Origin of the sequence: Phytopseudomonas daroniae (genome assembly GCF_004327285.1) — a bacterium.
In the GTDB taxonomy this organism is placed as follows: Bacteria; Pseudomonadota; Gammaproteobacteria; order Pseudomonadales; family Pseudomonadaceae; genus Aquipseudomonas; species Aquipseudomonas daroniae.
The window spans coordinates 74,355-92,845 of the sequence record NZ_QJUI01000014.1 but is presented as its reverse complement, the minus strand read 5'-3'; the positions used below and the strand labels follow the sequence as shown (position 1 = coordinate 92,845).

General features: G+C 63.3%; 19 protein-coding genes. 12 read left to right on the top strand and 7 right to left on the bottom strand.

Features of this window, described 5'->3' with window-relative positions:
• Window positions 1-24: 24 nt before the first annotated feature.
• From DNK06_RS16795 to DNK06_RS16755, 9 genes are all read left to right on the top strand, one after another.
• Window positions 25-960, top strand: a complete 936-nt coding sequence (locus DNK06_RS16795; RefSeq protein WP_131181143.1) for an ABC transporter substrate-binding protein — start codon at window positions 25-27, stop codon at window positions 958-960.
• Window positions 957-1,970 carry a FecCD family ABC transporter permease gene (locus tag DNK06_RS16790; protein ID WP_131181142.1) on the top strand — a complete coding sequence of 338 codons (1,014 nt, stop codon included), beginning with the start codon at window positions 957-959 and terminating at the stop codon, window positions 1,968-1,970. Before DNK06_RS16795 ends, DNK06_RS16790 begins: the two co-directional genes overlap by 4 nt.
• A complete protein-coding gene (locus DNK06_RS16785; RefSeq protein WP_131181141.1) occupies window positions 1,967-3,031 on the top strand; it encodes a FecCD family ABC transporter permease in 1,065 nt (354 codons plus the stop codon). The genes DNK06_RS16790 and DNK06_RS16785 overlap by 4 nt, the downstream gene beginning before the upstream one ends.
• A gap of 40 nt (window positions 3,032-3,071) precedes the next feature.
• Window positions 3,072-3,890: an ABC transporter ATP-binding protein gene (locus tag DNK06_RS16780; RefSeq protein ID WP_131181140.1), complete on the top strand. Its 819-nt coding sequence runs from the start codon at window positions 3,072-3,074 to the stop codon at window positions 3,888-3,890.
• A 205-nt stretch (window positions 3,891-4,095) separates the two neighbouring features.
• A complete protein-coding gene (gene cysM, locus DNK06_RS16775; RefSeq protein WP_165493653.1) occupies window positions 4,096-5,001 on the top strand; it encodes a cysteine synthase CysM in 906 nt (301 codons plus the stop codon).
• Complete coding sequence (rlmD, locus tag DNK06_RS16770; RefSeq protein WP_131181138.1) at window positions 5,001-6,350, top strand: 23S rRNA (uracil(1939)-C(5))-methyltransferase RlmD; 1,350 nt, start codon at window positions 5,001-5,003, stop codon at window positions 6,348-6,350. Before cysM ends, rlmD begins: the two co-directional genes overlap by 1 nt.
• A 179-nt stretch (window positions 6,351-6,529) precedes the next feature.
• Window positions 6,530-8,776, top strand: coding sequence for a GTP diphosphokinase (gene relA / locus DNK06_RS16765; protein ID WP_131181137.1), 2,247 nt, complete (start codon window positions 6,530-6,532; stop codon window positions 8,774-8,776).
• 59 nt (window positions 8,777-8,835) lie between these two features.
• Window positions 8,836-9,663 (top strand): nucleoside triphosphate pyrophosphohydrolase, encoded by an 828-nt coding sequence (gene mazG, locus DNK06_RS16760; protein ID WP_131181136.1) that lies wholly within the window; start codon window positions 8,836-8,838, stop codon window positions 9,661-9,663.
• Window positions 9,664-9,742: 79 nt separating this feature from the next.
• On the top strand, window positions 9,743-10,282 hold the full coding sequence (locus DNK06_RS16755) for a DUF2058 domain-containing protein (protein WP_131181135.1): 540 nt from the start codon (window positions 9,743-9,745) through the stop codon (window positions 10,280-10,282).
• A gap of 57 nt (window positions 10,283-10,339) precedes the next feature.
• Here the strand turns inward: DNK06_RS16755 and DNK06_RS16750 are convergent, their stop codons facing one another.
• The 4 genes from DNK06_RS16750 to purM all read right to left on the bottom strand — a co-directional run bounded on the left by DNK06_RS16750 (window position 10,340) and on the right by purM (window position 13,360).
• Window positions 10,340-10,522: a hypothetical protein gene (locus DNK06_RS16750; protein WP_131181134.1), complete on the bottom strand. Its 183-nt coding sequence runs from the start codon at window positions 10,520-10,522 to the stop codon at window positions 10,340-10,342.
• A gap of 392 nt (window positions 10,523-10,914) precedes the next feature.
• Window positions 10,915-11,631: a DUF3108 domain-containing protein gene (locus DNK06_RS16745; RefSeq protein ID WP_131181133.1), complete on the bottom strand. Its 717-nt coding sequence runs from the start codon at window positions 11,629-11,631 to the stop codon at window positions 10,915-10,917.
• Complete coding sequence (purN, locus tag DNK06_RS16740; protein ID WP_131181132.1) at window positions 11,616-12,302, bottom strand: phosphoribosylglycinamide formyltransferase; 687 nt, start codon at window positions 12,300-12,302, stop codon at window positions 11,616-11,618. The genes DNK06_RS16745 and purN overlap by 16 nt, the downstream gene beginning before the upstream one ends.
• Entirely contained in the window at window positions 12,302-13,360 is a 1,059-nt protein-coding gene (purM, locus tag DNK06_RS16735) for a phosphoribosylformylglycinamidine cyclo-ligase (RefSeq protein WP_131181131.1), read from the bottom strand. Before purM ends, purN begins: the two co-directional genes overlap by 1 nt.
• A 293-nt stretch (window positions 13,361-13,653) precedes the next feature.
• On the opposite strand from purM, the gene DNK06_RS16730 reads away from it, so the two are divergent.
• The 3 genes from DNK06_RS16730 (at window position 13,654) to hda (ending at window position 16,785) form a co-directional block, all read left to right on the top strand.
• Entirely contained in the window at window positions 13,654-14,736 is a 1,083-nt protein-coding gene (locus DNK06_RS16730) for a DUF2066 domain-containing protein (protein WP_131181130.1), read from the top strand.
• A 105-nt stretch (window positions 14,737-14,841) separates the two neighbouring features.
• Complete coding sequence (locus tag DNK06_RS16725; RefSeq protein ID WP_131181129.1) at window positions 14,842-15,912, top strand: AI-2E family transporter; 1,071 nt, start codon at window positions 14,842-14,844, stop codon at window positions 15,910-15,912.
• Between the two features lie 168 nt (window positions 15,913-16,080).
• Window positions 16,081-16,785, top strand: coding sequence for a DnaA regulatory inactivator Hda (hda, locus tag DNK06_RS16720; RefSeq protein WP_131181128.1), 705 nt, complete (start codon window positions 16,081-16,083; stop codon window positions 16,783-16,785).
• Between the two features lie 166 nt (window positions 16,786-16,951).
• Here hda and DNK06_RS16715 read toward each other — a convergent pair whose 3' ends face one another.
• Genes DNK06_RS16715 through arsC form a run of 3 tightly spaced genes read right to left on the bottom strand, consistent with a single transcriptional unit; the run spans window position 16,952 to window position 18,322 of the window.
• Window positions 16,952-17,374, bottom strand: a complete 423-nt coding sequence (locus DNK06_RS16715; protein WP_131181127.1) for a DUF2069 domain-containing protein — start codon at window positions 17,372-17,374, stop codon at window positions 16,952-16,954.
• Window positions 17,358-17,972 carry an NAD(P)H:quinone oxidoreductase gene (gene wrbA, locus DNK06_RS16710; protein WP_131181126.1) on the bottom strand — a complete coding sequence of 205 codons (615 nt, stop codon included), beginning with the start codon at window positions 17,970-17,972 and terminating at the stop codon, window positions 17,358-17,360. The genes DNK06_RS16715 and wrbA overlap by 17 nt, the downstream gene beginning before the upstream one ends.
• On the bottom strand, window positions 17,969-18,322 hold the full coding sequence (arsC, locus tag DNK06_RS16705; RefSeq protein ID WP_131181125.1) for an arsenate reductase (glutaredoxin): 354 nt from the start codon (window positions 18,320-18,322) through the stop codon (window positions 17,969-17,971). The genes wrbA and arsC overlap by 4 nt, the downstream gene beginning before the upstream one ends.
• Window positions 18,323-18,491: the final 169 nt, after the last annotated feature.

Sequence of the window (18,491 nt, the reverse complement as noted above, 5' to 3'; positions counted from 1 at the left end):
TCATAGGTAGAGAAGGATATGCTCATGAATTTCACGATTTCCACTTGCACCCGCCGCCTGGCGCGCACGCTGGCCGTTGCCGGTCTGATCAGCCTGGCGCCGTTGGGGCTGGCCGTCGCCGAGTCGCGCACGATCGATACCGCCTTTGGCGAGGTCGAGCTGCAGGGGACGCCGCAGCGGGTGATCACCCTGGGCGAGAATCCGCTGGACGTCGCCCTGTCCCTCGGCGTGCAGCCTCTGGGCAGCGTCGCCACCCGGGGCGGCAATGACGTGTCCGCCTATCTCAAGGACAAGGCCGGGGCCATTCGAGTGGTCGGTACCGCCCGTGAAACCAACCTGGAGTCGGTGTTCGCCCTGCAACCCGATCTGATCCTGGCGTCGCCGGAGCTGGACAAGGATCAGTACCAGAAACTCAGCCTGATGGCGCCGACCATCGTGCCCAAGGGCAATTCGTTCCAGGACTGGCGTGTCAACGTCGAGCTCTATGGCCAGGCCCTGGGCAAGGGCGCCGAGGCCAAGGCCGCGATTGCCGCCATCGACCAGCGCATCGACGCCCTCAAGGGCAAGGTCGAGCCGGGCCAGGTGGCGTCGGTGGTGCGCTGGAATCCCCAGGGCCCGGGCGTGATGTCCAGCCACCTGTTCGTCGGCCAGTTGCTGGCGCAGCTCGGTTTCAAGAGCACGGCGATGGCCGAGGCGTTGACCACGAAACCCCATAGCGATGCCCTGAGCCTGGAGAACCTGTCGCGCATCGATGGCGACTGGCTGTTCCTCGCCACCCTCAACCCCGATGGCGCCAAGGCGCTGGAGCAGGCCCGTCAGCAACCGGCCTTCGCGCGCCTGAAAGCGGTCAGCAGTGGCCATGCCGTCAGCGTCGACGGGCAGATCTGGAGCAGCGGCAGCGGTCCGTTGGCCGCGCAGGTCATCCTCGATGACGTGGAGAAGGCCTTGACCGGTCAATGATTGCAGCGGGGAAGGGCGCGCGCCTGTCGCTGTCGCGGGCATTGGCGCTCTGTGTCGGCCTGCTGCTGGCCCTGTGCCTGGCCAGCCTGCTGATCGGTGCAGGCGAGGTCGGTGTCCTGCGCAGTGCGCAGGCACTGTTTGCGACGGCCGATGGCGAGGCCCGTTTCGTGCTCTTCGAACTGCGCCTGCCACGTACCCTGCTGGGCGTGCTGGCGGGTGTGGCCCTGGGCGCGGCGGGGGTGGTGCTGCAGTCGGCCACGCGCAACCCGCTGGCCGAGCCGGGCCTGCTCGGTGTCAGTGCCGGAGCATCCTTTGCCGTGGTGCTGGCGATCAGCCTCGGCGCCAGTGCGGCGACCCTGAATCTCGGCGTGGCTATCGGCGGCGCCATGGTCGGTTGCCTGCTGGTGTTGCTGGTCACCCAGGTGCGCGGTGTCGGTGACGATCCGGTGCGCCTGGTGCTGGCCGGCGCGGCGTTCTCCGGGATTCTCACCGCCATCAGCACGCTGATCCTGCTGCACGATCAGCGCAGCGCCGACGAAATCCGCTTCTGGATCATCGGTGCGCTGGCCGGCAGACCGCAGGACGTGCTGACCTGGAGTACGCCGGGCCTGCTGCTCGGTCTGGCGATCCTGCTGCCGCTGATCCGGCCGTTGTCGGCCCTGGCCCTGGGCGAGAAAATGGCCACCGGGCTGGGTCATCACCCGGCGCTCACGCGCCTCGGTGCGCTGCTCGGGGTCGCCGTGCTGGTCGGCACGGCAACGGCGGCGGCGGGGCCGATCGCCTTTGTCGGCCTGGTGGTGCCTTTCGTGGCCCGGCGCCTGGTGGGGCCGGACATTCGCCGTACCATCGGCCTGTCGTTGCTGCTCGGGCCGAGCATCATCCTGTTCGCCGACATCCTTTCGCGCCTGCTGGTCAGTCCCTATGAACTGCCGATTGGCGTGGTGACCGCACTGATCGGCGCACCGGTGCTGATCGCCGTGGTGCGCAGCCACAGGCTGCCGACCCTATGAATAGCCCGGTTTCCTCGCTGCCTAAGGCACCGAGCGGTTATTGGCTGCTGGCGTTCGGTTCGTTGCGCGTGTTGTTGAATCGGCGCGGTGTTTTTGCTGCGCTGGGGCTGTTTGGCGCAATCTTGATCATTGTCGGCATCAGCCTGGCATCCGGTGCTGCCGGCTTGTCCCCGTGGACGGCGCTGGCGGCTGCTTTCGGGCAGGGCGAGCCGATGCATGTGTTTCTGGTGCAGGAGTTGCGCCTACAGCGTCTGATCGCCGGACTGCTGACCGGTGCGGCGTTCGGCATTGGTGGCTGCCTGCTGCAGACCCTGGCGCGTAACCGCCTGGCCACACCGGGAGTGATAGGTATCGACGACGGCGCTACCGCCTTCGCCGTGGCCTCCATCGTCGCGGTACCCACGACCCTGGCGCCTTCCGCGCTGGCGCTGACCGGTGCAACCACCGCGGCCGTGCTGGCTTTCGGCTTGAGTGCCGGTGCCGGTGCCCGCGGCTATCGTTTTATCGTAGTCGGTATCGCCGTTGGCGCGGTGTTCGGCGCGCTGACCAACCTGATGCTGGCGCGCGCCGATATCGATGCCGCCAACGTGGCCTATCCCTGGACGGTCGGCAGCCTCAACGCGCGGCCGGCGCTGGCCATCTGGCTGTTGGGCATCGGCTTGATCCTGTGCCTGCCGCTGGTCAAGTACCTGGCTCAGCGCCTGGAACTGATGCGCTTTTCCGACAGCGTGGCCGTAGGCCTCGGTGTGCGACTCAAGGCCATGCGTCTGCTGACCCTGATCACCACGGTACTGCTTACCGCGCTTGCCGTGGCGGTGGCCGGCCCGGTAGGCCTGGTCGCGCTCGCCGCACCGGAGATGGCCCGTTACCTGAGCGGCCATCGTGGCGTACCCGTGCTGTGTTCGGCCCTCGCTGGCGCGCTGCTGATGACCAGCGCCGACTGGGTCGGGCGTACCTGGCTGGCACCCATCGAAATTCCCGTCGGGGTGATCACTGCCGTGGTCGGCGGGCCCTACTTGCTGTGGATCCTGTTGCGCCAGCCGTCGCGCAGACTGACATGAAAGGCTGCCCGAACCTGGCGGCCGCTGTGGATATGAGCCGATGACCACCTCCAACCTGTTCGCCACCCGGCCCGAGGCCGAGGTCACCCTGCACGCCGAGAACCTGAGCCTGGGTTATCCCCATGCGGCGATTATCGAAGGGTTGTCGCTGCGCATTCCGCCTGGGCAGGTCACTGCTATCGTCGGTCCCAATGGTTGCGGCAAGTCGACCCTGCTGGCCGGGCTGTCGCGCCTGCACAAACCGACCGCAGGTGCGGTGCTGCTCAATGGTCGAGCCATCGGCAGCCTGCCGTCCAAGCAAGTGGCACGGCAACTGGCGCTGCTGCCCCAGGACGCCACCGCGCCCGACGGCCTGACCGTATCCGAACTGATCCGCTTCGGCCGGCAGCCGCATCAGAGCCTGCTGCGCCAGTGGTCGGCAGAAGATCAGGCCATCGTCGAGGAAGCGTTGCGCGTGGCCGATCTGCAGTCACTGGCCGAGCGCCCGCTGGAGTCGATGTCCGGCGGTCAGCGCCAGCGTGCCTGGATCGCCATGGCGGTGGCCCAGCAGACGCCGCTGTTGCTGCTCGACGAGCCGACCTCGGCCCTGGATCTCGGCCACCAGATCGAGGTCTTCGAGCTGATTCGCGATCTGGCCTCGGTCGGCAAGACCGTGATCATGGTGGTGCATGACCTGTCCAGCGCCTGCCGCTACGCCGATTACCTGGTGGCGATGAAGGCGGGGTGTATCGTCGCCGAGGGCGCCCCGGCCGATATCGTCACGCCGGCGCTGGTCGAGGAACTGTATGACGTGCGTTGCACGCTGATGCGTGACCCGGTCAGTGGCACTCCGGTGATTGCCGGTGTCACACGGCGTTAACAGGCCCTAGATCAATCCGTTATCAGCTTAGATCGGCTTGTTCGCAGGCCTAGCTTGCTGACGCTGGAAAGCTGGTAGCAAGGGCTCCGCGACGGCTGATGAGGCGCCTGGGCAGAACGTGAACTCGTGCAGTCGGTAGTAGGGCTCGCGCCGTTTTGCCGGTATCATGGCCGCCCCCTGCAGCCGTCTGGACTCGATCGACGCTATGACCCCGCAATACCCTACGATCGCCGAATGCGTCGGCAACACGCCCCTGGTTCGCTTGCAACGCTTGCCTGGCGCGACCAGCAATACCTTGCTGGTAAAGCTCGAAGGCAACAATCCGGCCGGTTCGGTGAAGGATCGTCCGGCGCTGTCGATGATCGCCCGTGCCGAACTGCGCGGTGATATCGCGCCCGGCGACACGCTGATCGAGGCGACCTCGGGCAACACCGGTATCGCCCTGGCGATGGCTGCGGCGATCAAGGGTTACAAGATGATCCTGATCATGCCGGACAACTCCAGTGCCGAGCGCAAGGCAGCGATGACCGCCTACGGTGCCGAGCTGATCCTGGTGAGCAAGGAGGAGGGCATGGAGGGCGCCCGTGATCTGGCCCTGGCCATGCAGGCCGAGGGGCGTGGCAAAGTACTCGACCAGTTCGCCAACGGCGACAATCCGGTTGCCCACTACACCAGCACCGGCCCGGAAATCTGGCGCCAGACGGACGGGCAGATCACCCATTTCATCAGTTCCATGGGTACCACCGGCACCATCATGGGTGTGTCGCGTTACCTCAAGGAGCAGAATCCCGGCGTGCAGATCATCGGCCTGCAACCGATGGAAGGTTCGGCGATTCCCGGTATTCGTCGCTGGCCGGAAGAATACCTGCCCAAGATCTTCGAAGCCGAGCGCGTCGATCGCATCGTCGACATGGCGCAGGCCGAGGCCGAAGACGTGATGCGGCGTATGGCGCGCGAAGAAGGCATCTTCTGTGGCGTGTCCTCCGGCGGCGCTGTCGCGGCCATGCTGCGCCTGTCCCAGGAGTTGGAAAATGCGGTGCTGGTCGCCATCATCTGTGATCGCGGCGACCGCTATCTGTCCACTGGCGTGTACGACGCCACGGAGAACTGATGGCCCGCAAGAACGGCGGCTTGCGCTTCCAGCCCAGTGGCGGCACGCGTGCGGCTCAGGTGCCGGTGGGCAAGAAGCAGCGCCTGAAGGTCGAGCGCCTGGCCAACGATGGCCGTGGCATCGCCTTCATCGAAGGCCGTACCTGGTTCGTCAGCGGCGCGCTGCCCGGCGAGGAGGTCGAAGCCCGCGTGCTCGGCGCCCGTAGTCAGGTGGTGGAAGCGCGTACCGAACGTGTGTTCCAGGCCAGCCCCGGCAGACGTGACGAGCCATGCGTGCACGCCCGCGTCTGTGGTGGCTGCAGCGTGCAGCACATGCCGCACGGTGAGCAACTCGCTTTGAAACAGCGGATGCTCGCCGACCAACTCGAGCGCCTGGCCGGGTTGCAGCCCGACGCCTGGGCCGAGCCGCTGACCAGCCCCGAGTTCGCCTATCGCCGCCGCGCCCGCATCGCCGTGCGCTGGGATATGCGCAACAAGCGTCTGGAAGTCGGCTTTCGCGCCGCGGCCAGCCAGGACATCGTCGCCATTAGTGATTGCCCTGTGCTGGTCGAGCCGCTGCAGCCGATCCTGCGCGCCTTGCCGGCGCTGCTGAGTGGCCTGCAGGCGCCACGTGCGATTGGCCATGTCGAGCTGTTCCAGGGCACCGCCAGCGCCGTGCTGGTGCGTCACACCGACACCTTGGGCGAAGTGGATCTGGCTCGCTTGCAGGCATTCTGCTCGGTGCATCGCGCTCAGCTGTGGCTGCAGGGCGAGGGTGAACCGCAACCGGTAGGCGCCGCGCAGCAGCTGGGCTACCGCCTGGACACCTGGAACCTGCAGTTGGCCTATCGACCTGGCGACTTCGTGCAGGTGAATGCCGCCGTCAACGAGTCGATGGTGGCCCAGGCCTTGCAGTGGTTGGCGCCGCGTAGCGACGAGCGGGTGCTCGATCTGTTCTGCGGCCTGGGCAACTTCGCGTTGCCACTGGCCCGGCAAGCACGTGAAGTGATCGCCGTGGAAGGTGTGCAAGCCATGGTCGAGCGCGCGGCAGGCAATGCTCGGGACAACGACCTGGCCAATGCGCACTTTTATCAGGCTGACCTGTCCAAGCCGCTGGCTGAGGCAGGCTGGGCCGTGGGTGGTTTCGATGCCATTGTGCTCGATCCGCCGCGCGATGGTGCGCTGCAGGTGGTTCAGCAGATAGCCAGTCTCGGGGCCAATCGTCTGGTCTATGTATCGTGCAATCCGACGACCCTGGCGCGGGACAGTGGCGAATTGTTGCAACAGGGTTATCGATTGAAAAAAGCCGGTATTCTGGACATGTTTCCGCAAACGGCGCATGTCGAAGCGATGGCGCTGTTCGAACGTTAAGATCCTGTTCGGAGTCTGCTGAGCATTGCCACATCGGCCGGCTCGCCAGGTTCCAGGATGTAGATGGATAATAAGTGCAGTGGTGCATAGGGATTGCGCCGATGTGGTCAAACCGACCGGCTCGCAGAAGTCTGGCGACATTCAGCGGGGCACGCCCCGCGGTAGGGAAGGTAAGCAAGATGGTTCAGGTTAGGCTGCACCAGCCCATCAACGATGATGGCAGTATCAATCTCGAGGCCTGGCTGGAGCACGTAACGAGTGTCGACCCCGCACTCGATCACGATGCCCTGCGCGACGCCTGCGAATTCGCCCGAGCGGCCGAACAGCAGGCCAACGCGGCGCAGAATCTGTGGACTGAAGGTGCATCCAGTTTCAGTGCCGGGCTCGAGATCGCCGAGATCCTTGCCGACCTCAAGCTCGATCAGGATTCCCTGGTCGCCGCGGTCATCTACCGCGGCGTACGTGAAGGCAAGATTCCTCTGGCTGACGTCCGTCAGCGTTTCGGCCCGGTCGTAGCCAAGCTGATCGAAGGTGTGCTGCGCATGGCAGCCATCAGCGCCAGTCTGAATCCACGTGGCGAGTCCATGGTGCTTGGCTCCCAGGCCCAGGTCGATAACCTGCGCAAAATGCTGGTCGCCATGGTCGACGATGTGCGTGTCGCGCTGATCAAGCTGGCCGAGCGTACCTGCGCGATCCGCGCGGTGAAGGACACCGACGAGGAGCGTCGCCAGCGTGTCGCCCGCGAAGTCTTCGACATTTACGCGCCTCTGGCCCACCGTCTGGGCATCGGTCATATCAAATGGGAGCTGGAGGATCTGTCCTTCCGCTACCTCGAGCCCGAGCAATACAAGCAGATTGCCAACCTGTTGCACGAGCGCCGGCTGGATCGCGAGCACTACATCAATGAAGTGATGGAGCAACTGCGCGAGGAGCTGGAAGCCACCGGCATCAAGGCCGATATCAGCGGCCGGGCGAAACATATCTATTCGATCTGGCGCAAGATGCAGCGCAAAGGCCTGCAGTTCAGCCAGATCTATGACGTGCGCGCGGTACGTGTGCTGGTGCCGGCGGTGCGCGATTGCTACACCGCGCTGGGTATCGTGCACACGCTGTGGCGGCACATTCCCAAGGAATTCGACGACTACATCGCCAACCCCAAGGAAAACGGCTACCGCTCCCTGCATACAGCCGTATTGGGGCCTGAAGGCAAGGTACTGGAGGTACAGATTCGTACTTCCAACATGCACGAAGAGGCCGAACTCGGCGTCTGCGCCCACTGGCGCTACAAGGGAACCGACGTCAAATCCGGCTCCAGCCATTACGAGGAAAAGATTTCCTGGCTGCGTCAGGTGCTGGAATGGCACGAGGAATTGGGCGATATCGGTGGGCTGGCCGAGCAGCTGCGCGTCGATATCGAACCGGATCGGGTCTATGTATTCACGCCCGACGGTCATGCCATCGACCTGCCCAAGGGGGCCACGCCGCTGGATTTCGCCTACCGCGTGCACACCGAGATCGGCCATAACTGCCGTGGCGCCAAGATCAACGGCCGCATCGTGCCGCTTACCTACAGTCTGCAAACCGGCGAGCAGGTGGAGATCATCACCAGCAAACAGGGCACGCCGAGCCGCGACTGGCTGAACTCCAACCTGGGTTACATCACCACCTCGCGGGCTCGGGCGAAGATCGTTCACTGGTTCAAGCTGCAGGATCGCGACCAGAACGTCGCGGCCGGCAAGGCGATGCTCGAACGGGAACTGGCGCGGGTGGCATTGCCGCCGGTGGATTTCGACAAGCTCGCCGAGAAGGCCAATCTGCGCACCGCCGAGGATATGTTCGCGTCCCTCGGTGCCGGCGACTTGCGCCTGGCGCAACTGGTCAACCTGGCGCAGCAACTGGTCGAGCCCGAGCGCGGAAACGAGCAGCTCGAGCTGATTCCACGCAAGGCGCAAGGTTTCAAACCGGGCAAGCGCGGCGATATCCAGATTCAGGGAGTCGGCAACCTGCTGACGCAGATGGCCGGCTGCTGCCAGCCGCTGCCGGGCGATCCCATCGTCGGTTACATCACCCTGGGGCGTGGTGTCAGCATCCACCGTCAGGACTGCGCGGCGGTGTTGCAATTGGGAGCACGCGAGCCGGAACGGATCATTCAGGTCAGTTGGGGGCCGGTGCCGGTACAGACCTATCCGGTGGACATCATCATTCGCGCCTACGACCGCTCCGGTCTGCTGCGCGACGTGACCCAGATGCTGCTCAACGAGAAGCTCAACGTGCTGGCGGTCAACACCCATTCGAACAAGGAAGACAATACGGCATCGATGTCGCTGACCGTGGAAATTCCGGGGTTGGACGCACTTGGTCGTCTGCTCGGGCGCCTGTCGCAGTTGCCCAACATCATCGAGGCGCGTCGCCACCGGGCGCCTTGAACCGCTAGACAGGCGTGAGGCGCATCCGTGTCTCACGACTGCATCGACGGGAACATTCCATGTACCAACTCAACGATCTGCTAAACCTGATGGCCCGCTTGCGCGACCCGCAGTATGGCTGCCCCTGGGATTTGCAGCAGTCCTACGCGAGCATCGTGCCGCACACCCTCGAAGAAGCCTACGAAGTGGCGGACGCCATCGAGCGTGAGGCATTCGCCGAACTACCCGGTGAGCTCGGCGACCTGCTGTTTCAGGTGATTTACTACAGCCAGTTGGCCAAGGAAGAAGGGCGCTTCGATTTCGCCAATGTGGTCGATGGCATCACCCGCAAGCTGGTACGCCGTCATCCCCATGTATTTCCCGATGGCGATCTGTACGGCCCGCTGGATCAGCCGCGGCTGAGCGAGGTCGAGGTCAAGCAGCGTTGGGAGGCGATCAAGGCCGAGGAGCGGGCTGAGCGTTCAGCGGCGCCGCAGCAATTGTCATTGCTCGACGATGTGCCGAACGTGCTGCCAGCCCTGAGCCGTGCCAAAAAGCTGCAAGGCCGTGCCGCGCGGGTCGGTTTCGACTGGCCGGATGCGCTGCCGGTGTTGGACAAGGTGCGCGAAGAGCTGGATGAAGTGCTCGAAGCGATCAGCGAGAACGATCCGGAAGCCATCGCCGAGGAAATTGGCGACCTGCTGTTCAGTGCCACCAATCTGGCACGGCACCTGAAAGTTGACCCGGAAGCGGCGTTGCGGGCAGCCAATGGCAAATTCGAGCGGCGCTTTCGTTTTATCGAGCAGGCATTGCGCGAAGTGGGGCGCCCCATCGAGAATTGCACACTGGACGAGCTTGACGCCCTGTGGGGCGAGGCCAAGAAACACGAGAAGCAGCGAGGCTGCTGAGCCAGGGCGGCACAGGCGCCCTGGATTGATCACGATGGGCGTGCCCCATCCCATTAAATTGTCTGCGGATAGGTAGGTTATGGCGATTTCATTACGTGACCAGTTGCTCAAGGCCGGATTGGTCAACGAGAAGCAGGTCAAGCAGGCCAGCAAGCAACAGCAGAAGCAGCAGCGTCTGGTAAAAAAAGGTCAGGCCGAAGAGGACAATTCCGGGCAGTTGGCCGCTCAGCAGGCCAAGGCCGAAAAAGCCATCCGCGACCAGGAGCTGAACCGCCAGCAGCAGGAAAAGGCGGAGCAGAAAGCCCGCGCTGCACAGGTCAAGCAATTGATCGAGATTTCCCGGTTGCCCAAGCTGACCACCGAGGACTACTACAACTTCGTCGACGACAAGAAGGTCAAGCGCCTGTCGGTCAATACGCTGATGCGCGACAAGCTCAGCCGTGGCTCCCTGGCCATCGTGCGCCATGGCGGCGGTTATGAAGTGATTCCCCGCGAGGCTGCGCTGAAGATTCAGGAGCGCGATCCCCAGCGCATTCTGCTGCTCAACACGCCAACCGAAGCGGCGGATGAGGATGATCCGTATGCGGCCTATCAGGTGCCTGACGACCTGATGTGGTAAACAGCGCGTTATTCAATAAAAAGCCCGCGATCAGCGGGCTTTTTCTTTCGATTCCGATTATTGCGAGTGGGCTACATCGGTGGCTGTCAGCTCCGCCTGGTAGGCGATGGCTTCTTCCCTGGAGGGGAATATGCCGACCAATTGGTCGTTCTGGTGTACGTCCCAGATCCGCTTGCCCTCGGCCTGGGCCTCATGGGACATATGGTGTTCGTCACGCTCGGTCACTACTACTACGCTCATTCTTATTTCTCCAGTTTTGCCGGATAAATGCGGCGCAAGGTGTTTGAGTTCGTGCTTAGCCTGCTAAGCAACGACGCCTATCACTGTAGTAATTAGTTACAAGTTCCGCAAGAGGGACAATGCGGCCAGTTGCAAGCATGGGCACGAACCCAAGGCACGTGCCGATAAATGCCCGAGATGACGGCTACGAGGCGATAGCATCCGTAGGGTGGATCGGGGCGCGTAGCTGACGCTCTTTTCATCCACCATTGCGAGGTGAAGGTTAAGACGGTATCTACGTCATGAAGCCCACCAAATCGAATGTCCGCTTCCGCCTTCTTGCTGCCCTGATTCTGCGGGCAAGAAAAAGCCGGGCATGCCCGGCTTACTGGTGGCGGAGGCTGGTCAGGCGGTCAATCGCGGCGACCTTCGACTGTTTTGCCATCGACCGTGCCCGACTTGAGCATGATCTGGTATTCCTTGCCGTCCTTCTCTACCTGGTGCAGACGTACCAGAAGGTGATCCCAGTCCTTGGCGAACCAAAGGATGGTCTTGCGGTTGCTCTGAGTCGGATCGCGTACGCGCTCGACCTTGATCGAGTCGATCAGGCCGGCCTTGGTGCGCACCACTTCCTCGCCCAGAACGCGGAAGTCGTAGGTTTCGATTTCGTCACCGTCGACCACCTGATAGCTCATGCTTTTCTCGCCAGCCGCGACGTCGTGCTGCAGGGCGAGCTGGTAGGTCGACTTGTCCTGCATGCCGCGGTTGAGGGGGAAGCGCACGGGATCGCCGCGGTCGCTGCCGATCACCTGTTTCTGCGACCAGTCGAAATCGAATTCGACATCCTTGCTCTTGCCCAGGCCGCTGCGCTCGAACTTGTAGCTTTGCGGCAGGAAGGCATCGCCCTCGACCGTGAAGGTGCTCTGTTCGGTCAGGCCGGCGACCAGCATGGAGGCTTTGAAGACCAACTGCCAGCGTCCATCATCGAGCTTCTGCAGGTTGCGTTCGGCCGAGCCGCTGACCGGTACCTGTTTCCAGTCGGCGGTATAGCTGGCAGAGAAGGGCTTCGGCTCTTCGGCGAGGGCAGGCAGGCTGAACAACGCCAGGGCTAACATTAGGGCGCGGCGCATGGAGTCTCCTTGCTGTTGATGAGGTAGCCGGTAGCCGGCAGTGGATTACCGTCGAGCAGCGGGCCCGAGTCGCCGAGGCGCAAACGGCCTTCGGCAAACCAGCGTATGGCGAGCGGATAGATCTGGTGCTCCTGCACGTGAACCCGCTGCGCCAGACTGGCGGCAGTGTCTTGCGACTGTACCGGGATTACTGCCTGTACGACCAGAGGGCCACCATCGAGTTCCTCCGTCACGAAGTGCACGCTACAGCCATGCTCGGTGTCTCCGCCTTCCAGCGCGCGCTGATGGGTGTGCAGGCCTTTGTGACGGGGCAGCAGTGATGGATGAATGTTCAGCAGGCGTCCGTGGTAGTGGCGCACGAAAGCAGGCGTGAGGATGCGCATGAAGCCAGCCAATACCACCAGCTGCGGCGCGAAGGTGTCGATGGCCCGTATCAGCGCCTGATCGAAGGCCTCGCGCCCGTCGTAATCGGCATGTTCGAGAACGCAGGTGGCGATGCCTGCGTCTCGCGCTCGTTGCAAGCCGTAGGCGTCGCTGCGATTGGCGATCACCGCGGCGACGTGCACCGGGCTTTTGCCATCGCCAGTGCCATCGCCGGTACTGTCGATCAGCGCCTGAAGATTGCTACCGGTGCCGGACAGCAGCACCACAACGTTGCAGGGTTGCGGCATCAGTGGCTTTTCAGGTTGTTCAACACGACGCGCTCGGCGCCTTCGGCGGCTGCGGCGATCTGGCCGATGACCCAGGGTTGCTCGCCAGCGGCACGCAGTGCCTGCAGTGCGACTTCAACCTGTTCCTGGGCCACGCAGATGACCATGCCCACGCCGCAATTCAGCACGCGGTGCATTTCGTGTTCGTCGACATTACCTTTTTCCTGAAGGAAGTCGAATACCAGCGGACGCTGCCAGCTGGCCACGTCGATCACTGCCTGGGCGTTGTCCGGCAGCACGCGTGGGATGTTGTCGAGCAGGCCGCCGCCGGTGATGTGGGCCATGGCCTTGACCGCGCCGGTGTCCTTGATCAGCTTGAGCAGCGGTTTGACGTAGATACGCGTCGGTGCCATCAGCAGGTCGGCCAGCGGCTTGCCATCGAGCTGAGTATTCTCGATGTCGGTAGCGGACACTTCGAGGATCTTGCGGATCAGCGAGTAGCCATTGGAATGCGGACCGGAGGAGGGCAGCGCGATCAGCGCGTCGCCAGTGGCGACCTTGGAGCCGTCGATGATTTCTGCCTTTTCCACGACGCCAACGCAGAAGCCGGCCAGATCGTAGTCTTCGCCTTCATACATGCCGGGCATTTCAGCGGTTTCGCCGCCAACCAGCGAGCAGCCGGCTAGCTCGCAACCGGCGCCAATGCCGGTGACCACGGTGGCCGCGACGTCGACGTTGAGCTTGCCGGTGGCGTAGTAGTCGAGGAAGAACAGCGGCTCGGCACCGCAGACCACCAGGTCGTTCACGCACATGGCCACCAGATCCTGGCCGATGCTGTCGTGCTTGTTCAGGTTCAGTGCCAGGCGCAGCTTGGTGCCCACGCCATCGGTGCCGGATACCAGCACAGGTTGTTTGTAGCCGGCCGGGATCTCGCACAGGGCGCCGAAGCCACCCAGGCCACCCATGACTTCAGGACGGGCGGTGCGCTTGGCTACGCCCTTGATGCGCTCGACCAGGGCTTCACCCGCGTCGATATCTACACCTGCGTCCTTGTAGCTGATGGAGGGTTGCTTGCTCATAGATCCAGGCCTTTGGAAGGGGAAAAGTCGGAATAGCACCGGCCCCTCGGGGCCGTTCTGCGAAGGCGCGCGATTTTATCAGGCTTGCCCGGCAGCGGCCAGCCACAGCGCCGGGTGGAGGCTGATCCGTAGGTTCCGAGACGGCAGGAATGAAACCCATCCCTTGGGTGCAGGTCACAAACGGACAAGGGCGCCAGCGCCTCGCGGCTTGCGCTGAAACGGGAACAGCCCCTAAGGTATAACGCCCCGGCTTCTGCCGCGCGCCGTCTTCTTTCCGTCGAGAGTCCCAATTCATGCGCCCGACCTTCCGCCCGTTGCTTCTCTGCCTGTCGCTACTCAGCCTGCCGACCCTGGCGGCTACGGTCAGTGACCTTTATCAGGTACGGGAACCGGTCGCCAGCCAGCAGCCCGAGGAGCGTGACGCGGCCTTGCAACGCGCGGTGGATACGCTGGTGTTGCGCCTGACCGGCAAGCCGGAAGCGGCCAAGGACGGCGCACTGGTGGAGCTGCGCAAGGATCCTCAGCAGATCATCAGCCAGTACGGTTACGAAGGCGATCATCTGGTGGTCGATTTCGATGCCGTGTCCACTGACCGTTCACTGCGTCAGGCAGGCTTTGCGTTGTGGGGTGTCAATCGCCCGGCCATCCTGGCCTGGTGGCTGAACGATACGGCGGATGGTTCGAACATGGTCGGTGATGGTCAGGCCAGTGCCGAACCCCTGCGTTTGGCCGCGCAGCACCGTGGCTTGCCGTTGCGCTTGCCGCTGGCGGATCTCAGCGAGCAATTGCTGGCGACCGACGAAAACCTGAGCGCGCAGGATCCGGATTCCTTGCGCTCGGCCTCGGAGCGCTACGGCGCCGACGCGCTGTTGGCGGTTCGCGCCAGCGAGAGCGACGGCAAGTGGCAAGCCAACTGGCAGTTGTGGCTGGGCGAGAAGCGCGAGCAGGGCAAGGCCGAAGGTGCCGATCAGGCTGCTCTGGCCGATGCCGTGCTGTTGGCCGTGAGCGAGCGCCTGGCGCCGCGTTTCGTGGTCGCTCCGGGAGCGGCCACGACCCAGACCGTAGAAATCATCGGCGCGGATCTGTCGCGCTATGCCGAGTTGCAGCGTGTGCTCGAACCCTTTGGTGCACAGTTGCAATCGGTGCAGGCCGATCGCTTGATCTACAAGGTCAGCGCCAGCGCCGAGCAGTTGCGTACCCAGCTTGCCCTGGTGCAACTGCGCGAAGTCTCCGCCGCTGAGCTGGCTGCCGAAGCGCCAGCCGTAGCCGAAGAGCCAGTCCCCGTGGATGCCGGTCAGATGCCTGTCGAACCGCAGGTCGAGCCCGAGACGCCTACCATCGTGCCGCGTGACGATGTGCTGCGTTTTCGCTGGTAGACTGCCAGCCACCTGAGTTGAAGCGCTTGTACCGGGCTGGCTGCTGTTTGCCCCGGCCGCCGTCGAGTGCGCCCTGATCCGTCATTTCCCTCTCGAGGATTGAGCATGCCCCTTTCGTCTCGCTGGCTATGGATTGCTGTATTGCTGGTGTTGGGTGGCTTCTTGTATGCGCTGCATCCGATTCTTTCACCGTTTCTTGTCGGCATCCTGATTGCCTATCTCGGCGATCCGCTGGTGGATCGTCTGGAGCGCCTGAAGCTATCGCGCACCTGGGGTGTGATCGTGGTGTTTACCTTGTTCACACTGTTGATCGCCCTGGCGCTGCTGGTACTCATCCCAATGCTGGGCAAGCAGTTGGCACGCCTCTACGAACTGCTCCCGCAGATGCTCGACTGGGCGCAGAATCAGGCGCTGCCGTGGATTCAGGTCAAGTTTGGGCTGAACGAAGGGTTCTGGCGCTTCGACCAGCTGAAAGCAGCGATTTCCGGGCACCTGGGCCAGACCAGCGATATCGCCGGGCTGATTCTTTCCCAGGTAACGGCGTCGAGCCTGGCGCTGATGGCCTGGGTAGCCAACCTGCTGTTGATTCCGGTGGTCAGCTTTTACCTGATGCGCGATTGGGATCTGCTGGTCGCGAAGCTGCGCAGCCTGGTGCCGCGCGACAATGAAGGGTTGACCGTCAAGTTGTTCACTGAATGCCATGAGGTGCTGGGCGCGTTCCTGCGTGGGCAACTGCTGGTGATGTTCGCCCTGGGTGTGATGTACGCGGTCGGCCTGATGTCCATCGGGCTGGAGCTGGGGCTGTTGATTGGTCTGCTGGCTGGCCTGGCGAGTATCGTGCCCTATCTTGGCGTGGTGGTCGGTATCGGCGCAGCGCTGCTGGCCGGTTTGTTCCAGTTCGGTGGCGATCCCTATCCGCTGCTGGCTATCGCCGGCGTGTTCGTGGTCGGTCAGATGCTCGAGGGCATGCTGCTGACGCCGCTGCTGGTCGGTGATCGTATTGGCCTGCATCCGGTGGCGGTGATCTTCGCCATCATGGCGGGTGGTCAGTTGTTCGGCTTCACCGGCATTCTGCTGGCGCTGCCGGTGGCCGCGGTAATCATGGTGCTGCTGCGTCATGTGCACGAGCTATACAAACAGTCGGATGCTTATAGCGGGCAGAAACCCGCTGCCTGAGAGTGCGGGGTGTCTATACCTTGCTGGCAACCCGCGCGGCTTGGATCTGAGCGCGTAAATCCTTGTATTGCCTTGAAAAGTACGGCGATGACAGGGCGCTGCTAAGGGTATAGACTTTGCCACCTTTATCCAGAGCCTCGATCTGGCTCCGACGAGCCTTCCCCCAGCATGAAGCCGATTCAGTTGCCCTTGGGTGTGCGTCTGCGTGACGACGCCACCTTCGCCAATTACTACCCGGGCGCCAATGCCGCTGCTCTGGGGTATGTCGAGCGCCTGTGCGAAGCAGATGCTGGTTGGACGGAGAGCCTGATCTATCTGTGGGGCGGTGAGGGTGTCGGTCGCAGCCACCTGCTGCAGGCCGCCTGCCTGCGCTTCGAGCAGATCGGTGAGCGTGCCGTTTACCTGCCGCTGGCCGAGGTGGTGCAATACGGCCCGGAGATTCTCGACAATCTGGAGCAGTTCGAGCTGATTTGCCTGGACGACCTCGAGGCTGCTGCCGGGCAGCGTATCTGGGAAGAAGCGCTGTTCCATCTGTTCAATCGACTGCGTGATAGCGGTCGCCGCCTGCTGCTGGCGGCCAACGCCTCGCCCCGCGAGTTGCCGATCAAGCTCCCCGACCTGAAGTCACGCCTGACCCTGGCGCTGGTATTCCAACTGCAGTCGCTGTCCGACGAAGACAAGCTGCGCGCGCTGCAATTGCGTGCCTCGCGTCGCGGGCTGCATATGAGTGATGACGTCGGACGTTTTATTCTCACCCGCGGCGAGCGCAGCATGAGCGCCCTGTTCGAACTGCTCGAGCGCCTCGATCAGGCCTCGTTGCAGGCCCAGCGCAAACTGACCATTCCCTTTTTGAAAGAGACGCTGGGCTGGTAGTCGGCGGTTCGGCTCCCGTTCATCCAGCGGCCTGAAGCGGATCGCCGCCTGATCCACCCTACGGGACGAGCATTCCCAGGCGCTCTCGCGTTGTTCGTAGGAGCCACGGGGCGCCTAGCCTTGCGGGCGATCCTTCGGTATTCCAGGGTCGAACCCGCAGCAGCGCCTATTCCTCTGTACTGCCGCTGTTGCTGTCGATGCGCTGGTACAGCGCACACCAGCGGGTGTAGAGCAGGGCACTGGTGAACAGACTCAGGCTGAGCAGGATTTCCAGCCAGCCGAACAACTGCTTGGACGGATCGAATGCCGCCAGCACGCCCTGGATGAAATACAGGTTGACCACGAAGCAGGCCCAGGAATGGGCTCGCGGATGTCCGCCGATAATGCCGGGGGCGAGCAGCAGAAGAGGCAGCATCTGGAAGGCCAGCACCGCCCATAACAGCGAGCTGGGTACCGCTGCATAACCCAGGTTCCAGATCAGCAATAATGCTGCCAGCGCTAGAAAACTTGCCAGGCTCAGGTAGCGGCAAAAGCGCAGACGTGGCAGCAGCCAGTCCAGGCCGGGAAGCGGTTTAGCGGTTCTGCCCACGGTCATTTCCCAGTTTGAGTGCAATAGTCGCCAGGCGTTGGCCGAGGGCGCGGCACAGGGTTGTTTCATGCTCATCCAGGGCGCGCTTGCCGTCTACGCCTGCATGATGGCTGGCGCCGTAGGGCGTGCCGCCGCCGCGGGTTTCTACCAGCGCGGATTCGCTGTAGGGCAGGCCGGCGACCAGCATGCCGTGGTGCAAGAGTGGCAGCAACATCGACAGCAGGGTACTTTCCTGGCCGCCATGCAGGCTGGCGGTGGAGGTGAATACACCGGCGGGTTTGCCGACCAGGCTGCCGGTGAGCCACAGGTTACTGGTGCCGTCGAGGAAATACTTCAGTGGCGCGGCCATGTTGCCGAAGCGTGTTGGGCTGCCAAGGGCCAGGCCAGCGCAGTTCTTCAGATCTTCCAGGCTGACGTAAGGTGCGCCTTCGGCAGGAATCGTATCGCTTACCGCTTCGCACTCGGCCGACACCGCCGGCACGCTGCGCAGGCGCGCTTCCAGGCCCTGCATCTCCACGCCGCGGGCGATATGGCGGGCCATTTCGGCGGTAGCGCCATGTCGGCTGTAATACAGCACGAGGATGTAATCGTTACTCATGACAGTAGATCCAGAACGTTCTCGGGTGGGCGACCGATCACGGCGCGGTCGCCCGCGATCAGGATTGGGCGTTCGATCAGGCGTGGGTGAGCAGCCATCGCGTCGATCAGTTGAGCCTCGCTGAGGTCTGTGTTCGCCAGGTTCAGCTCGCGGTACTCGTCTTCGCCTGTACGCAGCAATTGCCGCGCGGGAATGCCCAGCTTGGCCAGCAGGTCACGCAATTGAGCGGCGGTTGGTGGGGCTTCCAGGTAGCGTACCAAGGTCGGTTGCAAGCCCCGATCTTCGAGCAGTTGCAAGGCACTGCGAGATTTGGAGCAGCGTGGGTTGTGGTAGAGCGTCAGGTCGGTCATGAGGTCGTCGCTTCTGGCGGCAGGTGACGGCTATTCTAACCACGTCGGCGCCTTGCGCTGAACTGGGTGCGGCAATGGATGCGAACCTAAGTGCCGACTCAGCGTCTGTTATGCGTCGGTTCCGTTGCGTTTACAGTGACCCGCGTCGAACCATGGACAGGCCTTCGGC